Origin of the sequence: Paenibacillus sp. Y412MC10, from assembly GCF_000024685.1 — a bacterium.
Taxonomy (GTDB): domain Bacteria; phylum Bacillota; class Bacilli; order Paenibacillales; family Paenibacillaceae; genus Paenibacillus_AQ; species Paenibacillus_AQ lautus_A.
In genome coordinates, this window is sequence record NC_013406.1 from 3,291,421 (window position 1) to 3,310,441 (window position 19,021).

General features: G+C 49.5%; 20 protein-coding genes. 11 read left to right on the plus strand and 9 right to left on the minus strand.

Annotation, left to right across the window (positions count from 1 at the left end):
* Window positions 1-32: 32 nt before the first annotated feature.
* The 3 genes from GYMC10_RS14335 to GYMC10_RS14345 are packed head-to-tail and all read right to left on the minus strand — an operon-like array spanning window position 33 to window position 1,976.
* The gene (locus tag GYMC10_RS14335; RefSeq protein WP_015735131.1) at window positions 33-677 is read right to left on the minus strand and encodes a DUF2306 domain-containing protein; all 645 of its coding nucleotides are present in this window, start codon (window positions 675-677) and stop codon (window positions 33-35) included.
* A 22-nt stretch (window positions 678-699) separates the two neighbouring features.
* Window positions 700-1,737 carry a DJ-1/PfpI family protein gene (locus tag GYMC10_RS14340; RefSeq protein ID WP_015735132.1) on the minus strand — a complete coding sequence of 346 codons (1,038 nt, stop codon included), beginning with the start codon at window positions 1,735-1,737 and terminating at the stop codon, window positions 700-702.
* Between the two features lie 17 nt (window positions 1,738-1,754).
* Complete coding sequence (locus tag GYMC10_RS14345) at window positions 1,755-1,976, minus strand: hypothetical protein (RefSeq protein WP_015735133.1); 222 nt, start codon at window positions 1,974-1,976, stop codon at window positions 1,755-1,757.
* A gap of 203 nt (window positions 1,977-2,179) precedes the next feature.
* Here GYMC10_RS14345 and GYMC10_RS14350 point away from each other — a divergent pair, with 203 nt between their 5' ends.
* Window positions 2,180-2,866: a response regulator transcription factor gene (locus GYMC10_RS14350; RefSeq protein ID WP_015735134.1), complete on the plus strand. Its 687-nt coding sequence runs from the start codon at window positions 2,180-2,182 to the stop codon at window positions 2,864-2,866.
* Window position 2,867: 1 nt separating this feature from the next.
* Window positions 2,868-4,238 carry a sensor histidine kinase gene (locus tag GYMC10_RS14355; RefSeq protein ID WP_015735135.1) on the plus strand — a complete coding sequence of 457 codons (1,371 nt, stop codon included), beginning with the start codon at window positions 2,868-2,870 and terminating at the stop codon, window positions 4,236-4,238.
* Between the two features lie 69 nt (window positions 4,239-4,307).
* Here GYMC10_RS14355 and GYMC10_RS14360 read toward each other — a convergent pair whose 3' ends face one another.
* The 3 genes from GYMC10_RS14360 to GYMC10_RS14370 are packed head-to-tail and all read right to left on the minus strand — an operon-like array spanning window position 4,308 to window position 8,284.
* A complete protein-coding gene (locus GYMC10_RS14360; RefSeq protein WP_015735136.1) occupies window positions 4,308-5,399 on the minus strand; it encodes a GerAB/ArcD/ProY family transporter in 1,092 nt (363 codons plus the stop codon).
* Window positions 5,400-5,433: 34 nt separating this feature from the next.
* A complete protein-coding gene (locus tag GYMC10_RS14365) occupies window positions 5,434-6,651 on the minus strand; it encodes a Ger(x)C family spore germination protein (protein WP_015735137.1) in 1,218 nt (405 codons plus the stop codon).
* A 34-nt stretch (window positions 6,652-6,685) separates the two neighbouring features.
* Entirely contained in the window at window positions 6,686-8,284 is a 1,599-nt protein-coding gene (locus tag GYMC10_RS14370) for a spore germination protein (protein ID WP_015735138.1), read from the minus strand.
* 272 nt (window positions 8,285-8,556) lie between these two features.
* Between GYMC10_RS14370 and GYMC10_RS14375 the strand changes: the two genes are divergently transcribed.
* The 4 genes from GYMC10_RS14375 to GYMC10_RS14390 all read left to right on the plus strand — a co-directional run bounded on the left by GYMC10_RS14375 (window position 8,557) and on the right by GYMC10_RS14390 (window position 11,957).
* Window positions 8,557-9,108, plus strand: a complete 552-nt coding sequence (locus GYMC10_RS14375) for a GNAT family N-acetyltransferase (protein WP_015735139.1) — start codon at window positions 8,557-8,559, stop codon at window positions 9,106-9,108.
* Between the two features lie 279 nt (window positions 9,109-9,387).
* Window positions 9,388-10,044 (plus strand): SGNH/GDSL hydrolase family protein, encoded by a 657-nt coding sequence (locus tag GYMC10_RS14380; RefSeq protein ID WP_015735140.1) that lies wholly within the window; start codon window positions 9,388-9,390, stop codon window positions 10,042-10,044.
* Window positions 10,045-10,064: 20 nt separating this feature from the next.
* Entirely contained in the window at window positions 10,065-11,096 is a 1,032-nt protein-coding gene (locus tag GYMC10_RS14385; RefSeq protein WP_015735141.1) for an AraC family transcriptional regulator, read from the plus strand.
* A gap of 66 nt (window positions 11,097-11,162) precedes the next feature.
* Entirely contained in the window at window positions 11,163-11,957 is a 795-nt protein-coding gene (locus tag GYMC10_RS14390) for an SDR family NAD(P)-dependent oxidoreductase (RefSeq protein ID WP_015735142.1), read from the plus strand.
* A gap of 100 nt (window positions 11,958-12,057) precedes the next feature.
* Here the strand turns inward: GYMC10_RS14390 and tatC are convergent, their stop codons facing one another.
* Genes tatC through GYMC10_RS14405 form a run of 3 tightly spaced genes read right to left on the minus strand, consistent with a single transcriptional unit; the run spans window position 12,058 to window position 13,675 of the window.
* The gene (gene tatC / locus GYMC10_RS14395; RefSeq protein ID WP_015735143.1) at window positions 12,058-12,795 is read right to left on the minus strand and encodes a twin-arginine translocase subunit TatC; all 738 of its coding nucleotides are present in this window, start codon (window positions 12,793-12,795) and stop codon (window positions 12,058-12,060) included.
* A complete protein-coding gene (gene tatA, locus GYMC10_RS14400; RefSeq protein ID WP_015735144.1) occupies window positions 12,792-12,977 on the minus strand; it encodes a twin-arginine translocase TatA/TatE family subunit in 186 nt (61 codons plus the stop codon). Before tatA ends, tatC begins: the two co-directional genes overlap by 4 nt.
* Before the next feature lie 17 nt (window positions 12,978-12,994).
* Window positions 12,995-13,675 (minus strand): hypothetical protein, encoded by a 681-nt coding sequence (locus GYMC10_RS14405; RefSeq protein WP_015735145.1) that lies wholly within the window; start codon window positions 13,673-13,675, stop codon window positions 12,995-12,997.
* 123 nt (window positions 13,676-13,798) lie between these two features.
* On the opposite strand from GYMC10_RS14405, the gene GYMC10_RS14410 reads away from it, so the two are divergent.
* The 5 genes from GYMC10_RS14410 to GYMC10_RS14430 all read left to right on the plus strand — a co-directional run bounded on the left by GYMC10_RS14410 (window position 13,799) and on the right by GYMC10_RS14430 (window position 19,014).
* Window positions 13,799-14,560 carry a gluconate 2-dehydrogenase subunit 3 family protein gene (locus GYMC10_RS14410; RefSeq protein ID WP_009590268.1) on the plus strand — a complete coding sequence of 254 codons (762 nt, stop codon included), beginning with the start codon at window positions 13,799-13,801 and terminating at the stop codon, window positions 14,558-14,560.
* Window positions 14,561-14,590: 30 nt separating this feature from the next.
* A complete protein-coding gene (locus GYMC10_RS14415; protein WP_015735146.1) occupies window positions 14,591-16,303 on the plus strand; it encodes a GMC family oxidoreductase in 1,713 nt (570 codons plus the stop codon).
* A 32-nt stretch (window positions 16,304-16,335) separates the two neighbouring features.
* The gene (locus tag GYMC10_RS14420; protein ID WP_015735147.1) at window positions 16,336-16,716 is read left to right on the plus strand and encodes a c-type cytochrome; all 381 of its coding nucleotides are present in this window, start codon (window positions 16,336-16,338) and stop codon (window positions 16,714-16,716) included.
* 124 nt (window positions 16,717-16,840) lie between these two features.
* Entirely contained in the window at window positions 16,841-17,554 is a 714-nt protein-coding gene (locus tag GYMC10_RS14425) for an alpha/beta hydrolase (RefSeq protein WP_015735148.1), read from the plus strand.
* Between the two features lie 107 nt (window positions 17,555-17,661).
* A complete protein-coding gene (locus GYMC10_RS14430; protein ID WP_015735149.1) occupies window positions 17,662-19,014 on the plus strand; it encodes an amino acid permease in 1,353 nt (450 codons plus the stop codon).
* Window positions 19,015-19,021 lie beyond the last annotated feature (7 nt).

Genomic DNA, 19,021 nt, shown 5'->3' on the forward strand with positions numbered 1-19,021 from the left:
ATCGAACTCGAAAATAAAACGAACCATTCCAATCAAGGAATGAGTTCGTTTTTTTCGGTTCGGTTCGTTCTGATGATGATTTCAGGAATAACGATCAGCAGTGCAATAGAGCCGTAAAGGCCAATGGTGTAGCTTGTGGCGTAAACCATGCCGAAACCCTGATGAACAAGAGAAGTGATAAGATGAATCAACAGGTTCGTGAAGCAGAAGGCGTAACTCCGAATCATCCAGTTCCGGTGCCGGTCGATTCGTTTCCTCTTGATTTGGATGAGCGCCGTCATGGTGACAAACAGCCAGATCAGATTGAGCGCGTTGAATCCCATGCTGCTGATTTTTCCGCCGGTGGCGTATGGCGCCATATATCCGGAGGTCAGAACAACCAGCAGTACGGACACGAGGTAGACGTAGCCGTTGAAACGATGGAACCTGCGGCTTTTTTCAAACATACGATTGGAAAAGTTGATCAAGCCCGACGCCATGGCCAGACATGCAAATCCAACATGAACGTACATGACATTCAACCAGACCGGAAGATTCAGCTCCCGCTTCAGCCCGGTTTTACGGCTTAAAAAACCAGCAGCACCGGGATCGATCCAATAGTTTTTGACCAGGGCGTATAGAATAAATACAAGGCTGACACAGGCCAGCAGCCGGTATAATGATTTCCGTTTCTTCATGCAGTTCCACAACCTCCGAATCTTAAGAAACCCGTGTTCCGGTTAATTTGGATGCCGGCAGCATGCCGGCCTTGGCGGATCCGGTCATAACATCTCCGTCCGCGGTAACTTCGAATTTCAGGTTCAGGCGCATGGGCTTCGTGATGGGAAGCGACCAGGCCAGCTTGCCGTTCTGGAGCACCGGGCTCCTGAATTGGATGGTTTCATCTCCTTGCGTTGCCGTACCTTCGATGATGTCGTTCCTTGCCGATATGGAAAGCCTGACTTCCATTTTTCCGACAGGCGTAGCGATGATCGTATCCCAATCCCCTTCGAACATAGAAGCCTGCGTGAGTTGGTAACCCGAGGCTGGGTTAGTCAACATCCCATGGTTCGCTGCTGCGTTCGGTTCGTTATCGTCCGGCAAAGATTTCTGCGTGCTTGGTGCCAGGCCGATCCCCTTCCAAACCGTCCCTCTTCGCTCGTACTCGAATAACTGCTCTACCGCGTGTGCGATGCGCGGTCCGAGTTCCCGTTCAACCAAGTACAGTGCCACATCAAGCCCGGATGTGACACCGCCCCCGGTAACGAGGCTGCCGTCGTCCACGACCCGTGCCTTAATCGGGACTGCCCCGGTTGCACCAAGCAAGTCCATGCCGAGGTGATGCGTTACCGCAGATCTCCCTTCCAATAGTCCGCCCATGGCCAGCAGCAGAGAGCCGCCGCATACGGTAGCGACTACGATGTCCTGCCGGTCGAGCGCCTGCCCGATCATACCGGTCAATTCGGTATTCATTGCCCGGCCCAAAATAGCTGGGATCGAATCGGGGCCATCACCGTCGACCTCGCCCGAAGCTCCCGGTACGAGAATGATGCCCGCGCATTCCGGATTCAGTCGGCTGCTCGCTTCAATTTTTAATCCTTTAACGCCGCTAGCCACAGCCCTTGACCCTTCAGCCGTGACCAATTCCACGCTTAACTCATGTTCTGCATACAACGCTGCCGCGCAAAAAACCTCGTAAGGCGCGATGGCATCCAGCAGGTCGAAACCATCAAATAACACGATTTGTACAGTTAGCAATATTAATCCTCCCGTCTTTATTGGGTTAGAAGCTCTTTCAGCATGCGATATTCCTTCTCGTCCAGCTCACCCTTTGCCAATCGGCTCTTCAGAATCAATGCGATGTCCCTGTCCTGCAGACTGTCGTCTTTGTAGCGATGGCGAATCGCGTAGATCCGAACAGCTGCTATACTAAAAAGCGTAAGACAAAACAAAACGCCGAAAGGAAAAAACGAAAACCCGTCGTTTTCCAATCCCATAAGATAACCTCCCTTTAACATGGATTGCCCGGACGACCTCCGAATGAAGCCCGTCCGTGTTCGCAAATAGAAGCATAACAAGCGAATATCTCAAACGAAGTCGTAAAAAGGTCACAAAAGTATAAACAAACCATCACAATTCATGGGCTCTTGTCAGTTCCTGCAAAAAAAATGATAAACTAGATGGCAAAGGTGGGATTTGCATGAGCGGAGACAATACGATACTCGTTGTAGACGATGACCAAAGCATCGTCGAACTATTAAGGGACTTTCTTGAGAATGACAGCTTTCACGTGAAGACTGCTTGTGATGCGGAGGAGGCGTGGGCCATATTCCAACAGCATCCCATTCAGTGCATGGTTCTGGACATCATGATGCCGGGACAAAATGGATTTGAGCTGTGCCGCCGGATTCGGGCGGAAAGTCCTGTTCCGATTCTCTTTTTGAGTGCCCGCAGCGACGACGTGGACAAAATCCGGGGGCTGACGCTCGGCGGCGACGATTATATCGTCAAAACGGCTTCTCCCGCGGAGATCGTTGCCCGCGTGAAAGCCGTACTGCGGCGCTCCGCGACCCGGCGGCCAATGGAGGAGCGGGTGTTGGATTACGGCCGCCTCCGGTTGAATTTGTCCACAAGGGAAGTGGTCGTGGATGGCAATAACGTCGTGCTCACGCCGAAGGAGTTCGAACTGCTGCGAGTATTCGCCGAGCATCCTAGACATGTTTTCACCTATGACCAGCTGCTTGCGAAATTTTGGGACGGGGTGGGCGACAGGCATACGATCCGCGTCCATCTCAGCCGGCTGCGCGAGAAAATCGAAGCCGATCCGAACCAGCCGCAATTCCTCGTTAACGTGTGGGGAGTAGGCTATCGCTTTGAGGGTCGTTGACATGAAGAAGCTGCGCATTCGAACCTTTACCATGCTTTGCTTTTTCTTTATCCTTCTGTTACCGTGGATCTTTTTTGTCACTGCCCATTTTATGGAGACCAAGACGCTCAGCTTCGAAAAAGGGCGTCTGCAAAATGAGACGATGCAAAGTAATTTATCGGAAATGATACACTTCATTGAAGCAGGCTCCGGCCAATGGACGGAACCGGCTTGGCAAAATCAATTGAAAACGGCGCTCCATGAAGCGAAAATGGATGTTCTTATTCAATCCGCGGAAGAGCGGGAGCTGTATCGGTCTAATCCGGAACGCAGCGGTACGTCGTTGTCAACGGAACGATTCTCCGTCATCAAGGATGGTCAATTGCTGGGTAGGGTAACTCTGTATTTGCCAAGAACCAATGAAAAACAGGTCATGTCGGCTTTTGCAGGACTGCTGCTTGCTATCTTGATTGTCGGAATGGGAATGAGACGGTTCGTGCTCAAACCGCTTGAGAAGATGGGGAATGCAGCCAGACAAATCGCGACAGGCGATTGGAAGGCGCGGTTGCCCTCATCCAGGGTCACCGAAATCGCCGAAGTACGCGATGGATTCGAAGTGATGGTGAAGGGGCTTGAGAAATCCTATCAAAAACAAGCCGAATTGGAACAGGAACGCCGATTCGTGATTGCTGCCGTTGCGCATGATTTGCGGACGCCGTTGTTTGCGTTGCGGGGTTATTTGGATGGCTTGGAACAAGGAATCGCTCAATCCCCGCAAATGGTCGCCAAATACGTAGCGGTATGCAAGGAAAAATCGGTGCAGTTGGATCGTCTTGTGGAGGATCTTTTCACATTTACGAGGATGGAATATTTGGAGGCGGAACTTAGCCGCAGCCTCGTTGATTTGAGAGATGTTATCCAGAATTCGATGGACAGCCTGCGGCCGCTTGCGGCTGACAAGCATATTGCCTTTACCGCACAATTCATGGGCGATTGTCTACTAAGCGGCGATACGCATTTATTGGAGCGCGCTATGAATAATCTCATGGACAATGCCGTCAGACATACACCTCTGGATGGTGAAATTGCTGTGCAATGCTGTAAGGACGGCAACCGGATCAGGTTTACGATACGAGATACCGGACCGGGCTTCTCCTCGGAAGACCTGGAGCGCGTTTTTGAACCCTTGTACCGTGGGGAAGCGTCTCGAAGCCGATCAACTGGAGGGAGCGGTTTAGGGCTGACGATTACACAAAGAATCATAAGGCGGCACGGAGGTGAAATAACCGTCAGCAACCATCCGAAGGGAGGAGCAATGCTGGAAGGATGGTTACCTGCCACAGTCTCCGAACAAAAGGCTATGGATGGTTGTGAGTCTTATTCCTCTAAGTGACACGCTTAAACAGCCGCGAACAATCGCGGCTTTTTTATGATGAACATCCATATTGACTCAATCCACCGATCAGCCGGATTTGGATGAACGGCCTCCTTTGATTAATATAATCAAAGCAAGAAGCAATGGCAGTCCGATCTGAAAGATGGGAAAGTGGTATTTCAAATTTTGAGCGAACCCGATCCAGATATGATAAATAAAGTTCGGCGAAGTGAACGATATGGTAAAAATGAAAGCACCCACGATCATGGTGGTTTTTTTATGGCTGATTTTGATCAGGCTGGAGAGACCGAGTACGGCACCGAGGTAGAATGCGGTCATTTTTACGAAAATGCCGATATAGATCAGCAAGATGATCAACGGGTCCAAACGCTCCAAAAAATCGGCGATTTCGATGAGACGAACAGACCGAAGCAGCGGAAAAGTAGATATGCTCGTTATGGAGGGATCCAATATAGCAAGGTTTAAAATGTTGAATATCATTAAAAAGATGCCCACGAATATGTAGGAAGACAAGGATGTCTTGGACAGCGTTTTCTTGTCATCGAGATGACTCCAAAACATGAGAAAGACCACGATTTGACCGAACGGAAAACTGATCACCTCCGGCAAAGCTGCTTGCAGCACCGGCTGGATTCCGTTTTCAAGCATGGGCATAAGGCGGTCAAGGTGAATGATCTTCGAACCGATGAACATAAGGACGATCAAGATATATCCGATCATCGTAAAAGGAAGCAGAAATTCCGTGACGCGAAAGAATACCTCAATGCCTTTCCAAACGGCATAACCGGACAGCAAGACCATCAAGAGAATCAGGATGAACAGCGGTGTGCTGGGGAGAAAGGAGATATTGATGATGTCCGCGAACTCGCGGGTATTTCGCATGGATTCATACGCAAAATAAACGATATAGGCTGCAGTAATAAGGGAGCCCAAATATTTCCCGAAATGCCGATTTAGAATTTGGGGAAGTGCATGCTCCGAATTTTTGTTCTGGATATAGAGGTAGACGCACAACAGCAGCAATCCCGCGAGCATGGCAACCAGCACGACCAGCCAAGCATCTTGTTTAGCTTCAATCCCCAGCTCATACAAAGGGGTGCTGCCGATCATAAACAAGATGGTCATGGCTATGATTTGGTATTTACCGATCTTCTCCATTGGGGACCTCCTTGTTGTAGGTATCGATTGCGGTCTATTTATTGGGTTCAATCAGATTCGAGAAGGGTTTATTGATCATATTCGTGTGCTCCACGTTGACTTCAATATTCAGGTCGAGTTCCAGCTCCTGAAGCGGCTGCTCCAACTTTGAAAGGCGTTTGCTGGCTGCCGGATATCTTCTGTGAATCATGTCCAAAAAACCAACAACATCCACATTCAAATCCTTCATCGTTTTCCATGTAGCCAAGACTTCTTCCTTGATCTGCTCGGCTAAAGCTTCCTCGAGTTTCGAAATGACTTCCGGTTTCGTCAAATCCATCGTACAGCTGGTTTCATCAAGAGCCCCCTTGGTTTGAATATGGACCATTATGTTGACCGAACCGTTGACCATTTTGGGATCTACCCGGGTCGAGGAATGAGTGACGCGGTAACTCGATAACCGGGTTGCGTCTTGATCGCTGCATGGGGTAACAATGATCAGGTTTTTGACGCTGTTCGAAAGCCAAGCGACGCCTCGGCTTTCTCTTCGCTTCATCCATCCGACCAGCCTGTCTCCGCGAAATACGCCCAAATCCCCAAGTTTGAGTACCGCTTGATTGCGGGTCGACTTTAAGGCATCCAAGGTGGATTGCTCCTCTTGATTGCCGGACACTCTCAACTCGGGTGCCATGGCGCTTTGGTACGGATTGGCGACCATGGATGCAAAATCGATCAATTTAATATTTTTCACCTGGGACAGATTTTCTTGCCCTTGCGTAATGACCCGTTGAATCGCATTGCCCGATATTTTCTCCAAAGGAATAAGCACTTCCAACAGATTGGAGGCTTTGTCCTTGGTCAGCAGAACCGACATGGTTTCCCGGCTTTCCATGGGACGGAGGAAAAAATCAAGGATTTGTTGTACGCCTGCGTTCCGAACGACTTGTTCATTAATAATCAATATGGAGTTATGGGCGAAAAACAACGCGCGCGGCGCTTCTAAATTCGCATTCTGCATGGCTTCGCGAATGGTCTTGCCCCTGGTGGAGAAGATGGTGATCGGAGATTGACTTCCCCCCGATCCACCACCGGTCTGGGTGGCGATGGACTGCGGAATGACGACTTGGAAGGAGATGATCCATTCGTCTTCGCTGCGGTCTATGGACGTCGCCGAGACAATGCTAAGCGAGTTTAACTCTTTACTGTCCCAGCAACCGTTGAGAAGCAACGAGGCGGTCATCATGAGAATCAGAAGTTTAAGCTTCCGGTTCATCTGTTCTTCACCTCCGACTTATACCATTTGTATACTATTTGTTACCATCGGAAGGTGATGGACGCTGGTTCATTTTTTGCCGTTTCGCGTTTTTACGATTGATTAAGGTGGGTCTTGTCACCATGGCCCACCATGGAACTCGCACCAGCACGTCTTTTTGGTCTAACGGGATAAATGGAGCGAACGGCGTAAGATACGGCAAACCGAATGATCGCAAGCCGGCTAGGTGGATCAGCATGGCAAGTAATCCTGCCATAATCCCAAAGAGCCCTAAAGTTGCCGCCAATATCATAAAACCGAATCGGAGCAGTCTGGCGGAGTTGGCTATGCTCACGGAAGGCGCAACAAAGCTCGCGATGGCGGTAAATGCAACGATGATCACCATGGCAGCAGACACTAAACCTGCCTGTACAGCGGCTTGACCCAGTACTAATGCGCCTACGATGGATATCGCAGAACCCATCGCCCTGGGCATGCGCACACCGGCTTCCCTTAATACTTCGAATGTAATTTCCATGGCCAAGGCCTCGACAACGGCGGGAAAAGGGATGCCTTCCCGCTGTGCTGCAAGGCTGATTAGCAGGGTCGTTGGCAGCATTTCTTGATGGAATGTGGAGATGGCAATATAAAGCGAAGGAAGAAGCATCGACACCACAAAGGAAATGATGCGCAACAGGCGCAAAAAAGTGGCGATATCGAACTTTTGGTAGTAGTCTTCGCTCGATTGAAACAATTTGAATATGGTGATGGGAGCAATCAGCGCAAACGGTGTCCCATCAACCAAAATGGCGATTTTCCCTTCCAGGATCGCACCGGCGATAGCATCGGGTCGCTCCGTATTGGTGATGGTAGGAAAGGGGGTGAACGTTGTATCTTGTATAAACTCTTCGATATACCCGCTCTCCAGAATGCTGTCGGTATCGATCCGGTCTAAACGATTCAATATTTCTTGTACGATCTTATCATTGGCGATGCCATTCAAATACATAACGGCAACATCCGTTTGGGTGACGCGGCCAATCTTACGATCCACGATCCAGAGGTTTGGGCTTTTAATCTTCCGACGGATCAAGGCGGTATTCGTGCGGATATTTTCGGTGAAACCTTCCTTCGGGCCGCGAACGACGGTCTGAGATTGGGGCTCTTCTACTCCGCGTTCTTCTCCTCCGATAGAGCTGGCGATAACGCCATGAGAGGATCCGTCGATGAGAATGACAGTATTGCCTTCAAGGATGGCGGAGATCAATGGCTCCATATGCTCCAAATCGCTAATGCTGCCAATGGATAAGAATCGATTTTTGATAATGGACAAGATTTCTGCAGGGTCAGAGGTATGCAGCTCTTCGTCGTAATCCTTTGAGGTTAAGGATTGCATGATCGAGTGATTGATGGTGAGCGTATCAACCAATCCATCGATATAAATAACGGCTAGGGTATGATCGCTTCCAAACATATGACTTAGGGTGCGAATGATGATATCCCGGCTGTGGCCGGTTTGTTCCCGGATTCTATGTAAATTATGATCCAAGCGGTCGGATAGACGAGAGGCTTCGGCGGTTTGCTTCGTTTGCTCGTTATGATGAAGCAGGGCTGTATTCGATGGGGGTTGCTTTGTTCGTTTAAAAAAGGCCACGGGATCAGCTCACTTTGACAAGATTCATACGATCTAAAGTTCCCTAATTCTGGTTTAATATTCTTTGGGCGAACCGCTCGAGATCGAACCGGCTATCGTCTCACTTCTCGGAAACCGTTAACCCGTCCGATCTCATCGCTTTAGTGAATTTGCGAGGCAGGTTAGTTTAACTATAAGTGTTTTATCGTCTGCACAGATCGGCGAATCCATGGTACTTTATAGTTAGCTTGGATCTCTCGAATAAGTGGAAAAAAACTTGGAGGCTTAGGGTAATGAAAAAAAGGCTTGAAACACGGATAGAAGGGGACCGCATTGTGCTCCGTCCTGTAAGGGAAGATGAATTTGATGTATACTTCGAATTATTGCAGGATGGTGAGTCTAACCGATTAACGGGAACACAGCAGACGTTCACCAAGGATTCGATTGCGGCTTGGATTCATAACATCGGCTACGCCCATGAGGATCGCCTGGATATGATGATTGCGGAGAAGCAATCGGACGAATTAATCGGAGAAGTGGTCCTGAACGAAATCGACCTCAACAATCGCAGCGGCAATATCCGCATATCGATCTCCGGTCGGCACAGCAATAAAGGATACGGCACGGAGGCCTTGAAGCTTATGCTGCGTTATGGGTTCGAAAGTTTACGTCTGCACCGTATCGAGTTAGGCGTATATGCGTTTAATCCCCGGGCCATCCATGTCTACGAGAAGCTTGGTTTCGTACGGGAAGGTACCCTGCGAGACTACCTATATTGGGACGGAACATTCCATGACATGATTGTAATGTCGATTCTGGAGGAAGAATTTCGGCAGCTGCCATAGTCATTCCTGTATCCCTATATCATATTACGAAAGAAGTCGCCAGAATCGGCGACTTCTTTATTTGCTTTTATAATTGGAGGTTCTTCTTAATCAGATGTCGAGTAGCGAAACCTCTTGGGGCTCTCTTTAGTGAGTTATTCAAAAAACTAACAATAATATATAAAAATTCAACCTCAGTTGTTAAATCTAGGAACCAGCTTTCGATACACTGGTCAAGGTAGAGGGAAATTAGGTACAATAGCTAAACAATCTCATTATTTAAGATTGGAGATAGCGACTATGGAGAATCAGAGAAAAACCATATTATTTCAGGGTGATTCGATAACCGACGGCAATTGGGGAAGAAACCAGGACCCTAATCATATTTTGGGACATGGCTACGTCTATCTCATAGCAGCGCAGCTCGGATTGGAATTCGCCCAAAGCCAGCCGCTATTTATAAATCGCGGGGTCAGCGGCAATCGCGTATCGGAGCTGTATGCAAGATGGAACGAAGATGCCTTTAGCTTGAAGCCTGATCTCATCAGTATTCTGGCAGGTGTGAACGATGCAGGCCGTATCATTCAAGGTCAGCCCGAAGGAGCAACAGACCGTTTCGAACGAATCTATCGCCAGCTGCTGAGCGAAACAAGGGAAGTTCTCCCGGAAACCGGCCTGGTGCTGTGCGAGCCTTTTGTTTTGCAAACGGCGGCTACCGCGAATGGATGGGATCAATGGCGCAGCAAGATCGATGAATACGGTTCAATCGTTCGGCAGCTGGCAGAGGAATATCACACGCTTTTTGTTCCTTTGCAGGAAGTATTCAACCAAGAAGCCCAAAACGTTACGGCGGAATACTGGTTATGGGACGGTGTTCATCCTACGGCAGCGGGACACCAGTTGTTGGCCAGGGAGTGGCTAAAGACCGTCCAGCAAAGTGACTTGGCTATCCGATGATGAATAGGAGTTCTATAGATATGAAGTCTCATGTATCCGACCGGATTAAACTCCCTCCGGGATTTTGGACAGGATTAAGACAACTGGGGATTGACGCTGAGGACGTGGCCCGCAAAGCGCGCTTGCCGCTTACGATCATCACTGGAGCGGAAGTCACCACCGCCCAATACTTCGCGATTTGGCAGGCGTATTCCGATCTCGTGGGTGATCTGGCCAAAGGCATCGTCGAGCTTGCAACCGTCTTTGAAACGGCGAAGTACCCGCCAACCGTCTTAGCGACTTACCATGCTCGTGACTATCGCGAGGCTTTATATCGAATGTCCCGGTACAAACAGCTTTGCCCGCCTGAAGGTTTGCGTATCACCGAGGAGGGCGAGCTCTGCACGATTGATCTGGAGTGGGGGAACAGCCTGCAGACCGGTCCGCCGATGCTGGTCGGAATCACGCTGGCATATCTGCTTGAGCTCGGACGCCGGGGGACAGGTCAACCGTTGAGGGCACGACTCGTGGAATTTTCCGAGCCTATGGGCGATGTAGAGACTCTTGAAGCTTTTTTTGGCTGCCGAATCCGGTTCGGCGCAGCACGCAATCGGCTCTCGCTGCTTCGACAAGATCTGGACCGTCCCTTTATCTCTTACAATGAAGAGCTGCTGGAGATTCTGACTCCCGCCCTGGACCGATCGCTTGATGAACGGCGAAACAGCCGTTCCGTTTCCGATATGGTCAAATGGATCTTGAAACGCTGCCTCATGGGAGGGCACCACGACATTCACGTTGTCGCGAAAGAAATGGGAATGAGCGACCGTACCCTGCAGCGCAAGCTGACAGATGAAAACACGAGCTACAAGCAGCTGTTGACACAAGCCAGACATGAGCAGGCGATCGAGTACTTGGCAGACCCTTCTATCGATATTAAAGAAGTGGCGTTTTTGATTGGTTATGCAGACCAGAACTCATTCTACCGCGCGTTCCGCATGTGGGAAGGCGATACCCCTTCGAATTGGCGCGCTGCAAATGGCGCGAGAAGCAAGAACTTTGGCGCCATAGGCTAGTTACCCGTCTATCCAAACAAGGTAATATAATCATGATCCAGATTACAAAGGAGAAATGTTTATATTATGGATATGGAATTAAACAATAAAACAGCGTTGGTTACAGGCTCTACGAAAGGGATAGGCAAGGCGATTGCCATGGAACTTGCCAGAGAGGGAGCCCATGTTCTCATTAACGGACGAAATGATGAAGAGGTTGAACGAACCGTACATGAAATAAAGTCGAAATTTCCGAATACCTCTCCGCAAAAGGCAACCGCCGATTTGGTGGATATCGGTCAACGGGAGGCTCTATTCGAAAAATACCCTCATGTTGATATTCTGGTTAACAATATGGGGATATACGAAATCATGTCGTACGAGGACGTTGACGATGAAGTATGGGAGACGTACTTCCGTACCAACGTGCTTGCTGCAAACGGATTAACCAAATTTTATTTGCCTGGCATGCTGAAGAATGATTTTGGCCGCATTATCTTTATGGCGAGTGAAGAAGCCGTGATGCCTTCCGGACAAATGCCGCAGTACTGCATGACAAAATCCATGCTGTTATCCTTGGCCAAAAGCTTGTCCAAATTAACGAGAGGAACCGAAGTTACCATCAATACGATCATGCCGGGACCGACTCTCTCCGAGAACGTGCAGCATATTATCGAGGGTATATACGCGAATGAAGATATGACCTTTTCGGAAAAAGAGAAGGCATTCATGGCCGCAAACCTGCCACAATCTGAAATTCAACGATTCATTAGGCCTATTGAGATTGGCAGATTGGCAACATTTTTATGCAGTCCTTATGCTTCCGCGTTTAGAGGCTCTCCCATTCGTATGGATGGGGGAATGGTTCCGACCATTTTCTAACGTTCACGAAATAACAATGTTGGCTTCAAACAACAAAAGCTTGGGATCCCAATATGAGATCTCCAAGCTTTTTTGTTGTTTTGCAGTAATGAAGGGTTGTTCACTCGCTTATCAGCTCCAGCTTGTTCAGCCTTTTGTGGTACACCATGCGAGACAGTCCGATGCTGATCTCATATAAGAGGAACAGCGGCACGATGACGAGAATATCCGACACAAAATCCGGCGGCGTTATGGTGACGGCTGCAATCGTCAGCAGCAAATAGGCAATTTTCCGCATTTTCGATAAGCGCAGCGGATTCAGAATGCCGATCGACGTTAAGAACATGATGACAACCGGCATTTCGAACAGAACGCCGAACGGTACAGTCATATTGATCATGAAGCGGAAGTATTTTTCGGCGGTATAGGCCGTAATGAAATGATTCGAAAGCGAATCCAGGAAGGACAGGACCATAGGGTATACGATAAAGTAGCCAAAGGACAGACCTGCGAGGAAGAGCCCCCCGATTGCGGGGATGTACGCCAAGGAAGCCCGGCGTTCCACGGTGCTCAGACCGGGAACGACAAATCGCCATACTTGAAAACCGGCTACCGGCATCGTCACCGCAAGGGCGATCACGCCGGCAATCATGAAGTATACCCATATCACATCCGTCGGTCCCAGCACTTGGAGCTGCCCTTCAACGTCGCGAGTCAGCATTTCGTACAGCGGTTCCACATATAGAAAAGCGGCACAAAGGGCCACCAAGAAGGTGCCCAATGTGATGAGGATCCGCTTGCGGAGCTCCGTTAAGTGCTCTAATAGATGCAGCTCCTGCTCCTGTCCCTGCTCGGTCATTTCAATTTATCCCCGTCTTGGATATCTTCCGCTGAAACCAGTTCCCGTGTGGAGTTCTTGAATTCGCTGAGCGTTCGGCCGAAGGCCCGTCCTAGTTCAGGCAGCTTCGAAGGGCCGAAAATAATCAAGGCGATCAACAAGATGAGAATCAATCCTGTCACGCCGATGTTTCCTAGTGGCATATGATCAACTCCTTTAGCTATTTTTTATCCGAAGCCATCCGAAGCAGCTCCGAAATATCCCTGGCTATCGACTCGTCGCGCGGTGAATCATGAAGCTTCGTGGCAATGCGGTCTATCAGCGCAGGGGCTTGCGGATTGGTCACCGTTAGAATTTGCACTTCTTCATTAAACATCTTCTTCACTTGCTCTTTGGCTTGCGACATATTATCGTTGCCCGCGGCCTTGACTCCCATTACACCTTCGTTCGGCTCACCTTTGCCCGACATTCCTTCCGTCTGACTTAACACCTTCTTCTGCATGCTGTCATAGTGGTTGGAAGAAACCTGTGATTCTGCGCGTGCCAGGACAATCGTGTCATTCAGGACAAAAGCCTTCACTCCGTCAATGCCTTGACCTGCGAGTCTTGACTGTACATGGGAAGAGACGCCGCCTTCATGCAGGCTGGATGAACCGATCATGCTGTACACGGACATGCCCATACCGCTTGTGGTTTTGCCTTGGACGTTGGTTGTTTCGGTTTTCGGCCCATGATAGCTCGGAATCACATCGGCACTGTGCAGGTGAACGGTGTCGGCATTACCTGGCTGGGTGGACTGTGCATTTTGTTGATTGTCTGTTTGATTCAAGCAGGCTGTTAATGAAAGAAGCAGTACGGATCCCAAGAGGGGACCTTTCCACCTGCTCCAAAATGGTTTCATGAGCATTCGCCTCCATATCGGTAGTAATTTTATCATGCCCGGATGGAGAATAATGTATGAATGAAATTTTGATGGGGACAATACCCATTATTCAAAATGATGAAGAGTAGGGGTGCTGAAAGTTTGAGCGAACAAGACCAACAACAAACCAAACCAGCGAAGCCTGACGGCTCGCAGACGATGTCACGGCGGAAGTTCCTGAGAAACTCCGGTTATGCCGTGGGAGGTGTCGTGCTGGGCGGTGTACTCGGATATCTTCTGCCGAAGCAGAAAACTCCGCCTGCAGCACCGGCGCCTGCGCAGAATGAAAACAACTACAACCAAGCGTTAATGTTCTTTAACCAGGAACAATACAGGATCACGGAGGCAGCCGTAGAGCGCATTTTTCCTGCGGATGACAATGGTCCTGGAGCCAAAGAGCTGGGCGCTGCATTTTTCATCGACCACCAGCTGGCCGGTGATTGGGGCTTCAATGCAAGAGATTATATGCAGCCCCCTTTCTATGTTGGAGAGAAAACGCAAGGCTATCAAGGCCGATTAAGACGGCGAGAGATATTCTATATCGGTCTCCGCGAGATTCAGAACTACAGTCAGAAAAAGTATCAAAAAGACTTCCCGAGCCTGGCGCCGGAGGAACAGGATGCCGTGTTAACTGCCTTTCAGAACGACGAGGTCAAATTGACAACGATCTCGGCCAGCGGGTTCTTCAACCTGCTTCGCAGCAGCACATTGGAAGGGGTTTACAGCGATCCCCTATACGGCGGCAATAAAAATATGCAGGGCTGGACGATGCGCCAATATCCGGGTAACCAAATGGCTTACACGAATATTATTGAGAAGAATTTCACCGTCATCCCGCCGAAGAGTTTAAAGGACCACCTATAACAGCTCATCCATAGCGAAAGGAGTACACAAATGGCCAAAAAATTACCGAAAACGGATGTTGTCATTATCGGCGTCGGCTGGGCTGGCGGGATTATCGCCTCGGAATTGACCAAGAAGGGTTTATCCGTCGTCGGTTTGGAAAGAGGTAAAGAAAGGGTAACGGAAGACTACTACATGGCTCACGATGAGCTCCGTTACGCGCTTCGGTACGATTTAATGCAGGACCTTTCCAAAGAAACGATTACATTTCGCAGCACCGAAAAAATACGTGCACTTCCGATGAGGCAGTACGGATCGTTTCTGTTAGGGGAGGGACTGGGAGGAGCCGGCGTGCACTGGAACGGGCAAACGTTCCGTTTCCTGCCCTACGATTTTAAAATCCGGAGCATGACGGAAGAACGTTATGGGAAAGATAAAATACCGCCGGAAATGACGATCCAGGACTGGGGCATCACCTACGATCAGCTCGAGCCGTATTTTGATAAGTTCGAGAAGACCACCGGCATCTCCGGCGAGGAAAACCCCTTGGCAGGGAAACGTTCGAATCCGTACCCTACACCGCCTATGCTCCACACGCCATCCATGAAGATGTTTGCGGATGCTGCGAAAAACCTGAAACTCAATCCGTATACGGTTCCTTCTGCCAATCTGTCGGAAAGCTACACGAATCCGGATGGCATATCACGAGCCGCATGCCAGTATTGCGGATACTGCGAGCGGTTTGGCTGCGAATACGGAGCGAAAGCGGATCCTGTCGTTACCGTGATTCCTGTTGCGAAAAAAACCGGAAAGTTCGAAATCCGAACCCATTCTTATGTTCGAAGAATTCTGCATACGGGCGGTAAGGCAACGGGCGTTATGTACACGGACCTCACGACCGGAGAGGAAATCGAACAACCAGCGGATATCGTAGTATCCACGGGATACGTATTTAACAATACCCGTTTGATGCTCCTCTCTAAAATCGGCAAACCATACGACTCGTCCAGCGGGTCGGGCGTGATTGGCAAAAACTATGCCTATCAGGTGATCAAGGGGAATGCCGCCGGATTTTTTGAGGATAAATTCAATTTGTTTGCCGGTGCGGGAAGCCTAGGTATGGGTCTGGACGATTTTAACGGCGACAATTTTGATCACTCGGACTTGAAGTTCATTCATGGGGGGAATATTGCCCACACCATAACCGGACAAAGACCCATTCAAAACAATCCGGTTCCGGAGGAATCACCGCGTTGGGGAAAAGAGTTTAAGGCGAATTCCTTGAAGTATGCAAACAGCGTGCTGTCCGTAGGCTCTCAGGGCTCATCAATGCCTTTCCGTCATCACTATTTGGATTTGGATCCAACCTATAAGGACGCATTCGGAGACCCGTTGATTCGAATCACGTTTGATTTCGAAGAGCAGGACCGCCAGTTGGCCAGGTATCTTTCCGATCGCTGCGCGGAGATCGTGCAGGAGATGGGAGGCCAGAACATTATGAAATTGAAGGAACTGGGACCTTACGAAATTACGACATACCAATCGACTCATAACACCGGCGGGGTGATTATGGGAGAGAACCCTGGCAATTCGGCCGTCAACAACTACATGCAAATGTGGGATATGGAAAATTTGTTTGTGGTAGGCGCATCCGCTTTCCCGCATAATAGCGGCTATAATCCAACCGGGACGGTCGGGGCTCTTGCTTATCGCACAGCGGAGGGAATTCTGGAATACAGCAAAAAAGGCGGGCTGTTAGTATAGCTTGCATTATACAAAAGGAGGCAGTTTCAGAAATGTTCAAAAAAGGGTTACTGTTTGTACTGCTATTGACAACTTTTGCTTTTGCAGCGGTAGCATGCGGCGGCAATAATACATCCGAGCCTGCTCCAGCTCCTGCAGAAAACGGCGGACAAGCTCCGGAAGGAGCAACCGGCGGGAATGCAACCAACGATGAAGCTATGACGCTGTACAATGCCAACTGCATGGCTTGCCATGCTACCGACTTAGGCGGAGGCGGAAGCTTTCCCAGCCTGCAAAACGTAGGATCCAAATACGATGCCAGCCAAATTGCGGGCATAATCACGAATGGGCGCAATGGAATGCCGGCGTTCCAAGGCAAGCTGACGGAAGACGAAATTAATGTACTGTCCCAATGGTTGGCTGCCAAAAAATAAGACGAACCGATTGAAAGAAAGCAGGACCCTCATGATACAATGCAGATACGGATGCATGGTAATCATGAGGGTTTATTATATTTGTACAAGGAATTTTGAAACGATCTAGGAGGGGCTTAGAAACATGACAGAAGCATTTGTATCCCCCCATAGTACCTGTTCCCTGGATTGCAGTACGGTCGTTTGTTTTTTTGCCGGTGTTCTGACCTATCGAAATAACTTTGAAGACGCAGCCAGCGAGATAGCCCGAAGATACCCAAATGCCAAAATCGTGATGATCTTTCCTTACGGGATGGCCAACGGCAGGGAGGGGGCCGCTTTATTCCGTCTGCTGGCCCGGCAGCTTACTCAAGTCGGCTATGATCTGGCGCGTGATCGCTCCCTTCGAGTAATCAACGCTGCGGAGATCCTCCGCGACCATGCCGCAGGCTGCGACCGCCTGATCCTGATCGGGCACAGTGCTGGAGGTGTAGTTGCCTACCGGACAGGATTATATATGAAAGAGAAGCTTGGATTGCAGGAAGTTCAGGTGTTTGCCGTGGGGTGTCCCAAGTTCTATTTGAAGGACATCCCCTACAATAATCGGTTTACATATATCACGGGCCAGAATCCGGACAGGATCACCCAAATCGGCAGCTGGCGCAAACCCGGTTCGAGAGTGTATCGGGGAAGGCCGGGGCGTGAGATGCAATTGGATTTTAATCCGGATCATCAAGGATGGCGGTTTCATGCGTCCTACTTTCTGAAATCGGCCTGGACCGATTCGAACCAAACGTTCCGTACCAATTCGGAAGACCTGGTCTCCAAAATCCATGAATTGGATTCAGAGAATGATTAGTTACCGTAATAAATATTATGTAAACTAATATTTTCTTTTTGCTTCCTTTACCGAAAAGGTTATACTAATCATTGGGTTTATACGATCGTCATCAGGAGGATATGCATATGGCAATACAAGATGGAGATTCACTACAGAAGAAATTGAGGCCAAGGCATATCAGCTTTATGGCTATGGGCGGCGTCATCGGCACCGGCATATTTAAGGGAAGCGCCGAGACAATCGGTCTCGCCGGGCCTGGCGTGATTTTCTCTTATATCTTTGCAGGACTGCTGCTGTTGGTCGTCATGGGTGCCATGACGGAGATGGCTACGGTATATCCGGGGCGAAACATGAAGGACTTTGTTCGGCTAGCGTTCGGAGAGCGGGTATCCTTTGTCATGGGCTGGATGTATTGTTTTATGTGGCTGTCGGTTTGCGTGATCGAAGTGATTGCGGCAGGCAGCTTTCTGCAGTACTGGTTTCCCGACGTACCGCTGTGGATGCTGAGCCTGGCAAGCGCAGCGCTCATTATTCTCATCAATATGATGAGCGTGGGGAGCTTTGGCGAAGTGGAATTCTGGCTTGCGGGCATCAAAATCGCCATGATCATTATTTTTATCGTACTCGGGAGCTTACTGATGTTTGGCGTGATTCCGAGCTCTGATGCCCCGTTCCTTCACAATTTCACAGCACACGGCGGGTTCCTGCCAAACGGATGGTTTGCCATCTTTTCTGCCTTACTGGTCGTTACCTTTTCGTACGGCGGCTCTGAGCTGATCGGTCTCACATTGACAGAAACCGAGGATGCGGACAAAATCCTGCCGAAAGTCGTGCGCAATTTTATTTTACGGGTGATTTTGTTCTTCACGCTGCCGATTCTGATTATATGCGGATTGATTCCGTGGAACCAACTTGGCGGAGAGGCGAGTCCATTTGTTCAAGTGCTGTCGGCTACCGGGCTTCAGGGAACGGCCCACATCATGAATTTTATTCTCGTGACGGCCGTGCTGTCCGCAGCCAATTCCGGCATCTATGGCGCGACGCGCATGATTTATTCCATGGCAGCCGCCGGAGAGGCGCCAAAGAGCCTGGCCAAAACCACGAACAAAGGCATACCTCTTAATACGTTGAAACTCTGTGCGATCATACTATTAGCGGGTTCGTTGCTTGGACTGATCGCGCAAGACCAGCTGTTTCGGGTTTTGATGGCGGTACCTGGCTTTGTCGTTGTGCTGGTATGGATCTGCATTTGTTTCTCGCAGCTGAAACTGCGCAAAGCTTATCCGAAGCAGCCCAGCTTTAAGGTATGGGGGTTCCCCTACATAACCGGGGTAACTGCCCTCTGCTTGTCAGTGATTGCGGTCCTGTTTCTTATTGACGGTCAGAACCGGGTCAGCATCAGCGTATGTCTGGCCGTTCTGCTGCTATTGGTTGTCTGGTCTATCATGAAATTCAAAAAAGAGAGCAGAGTCGGATAACTGAAGG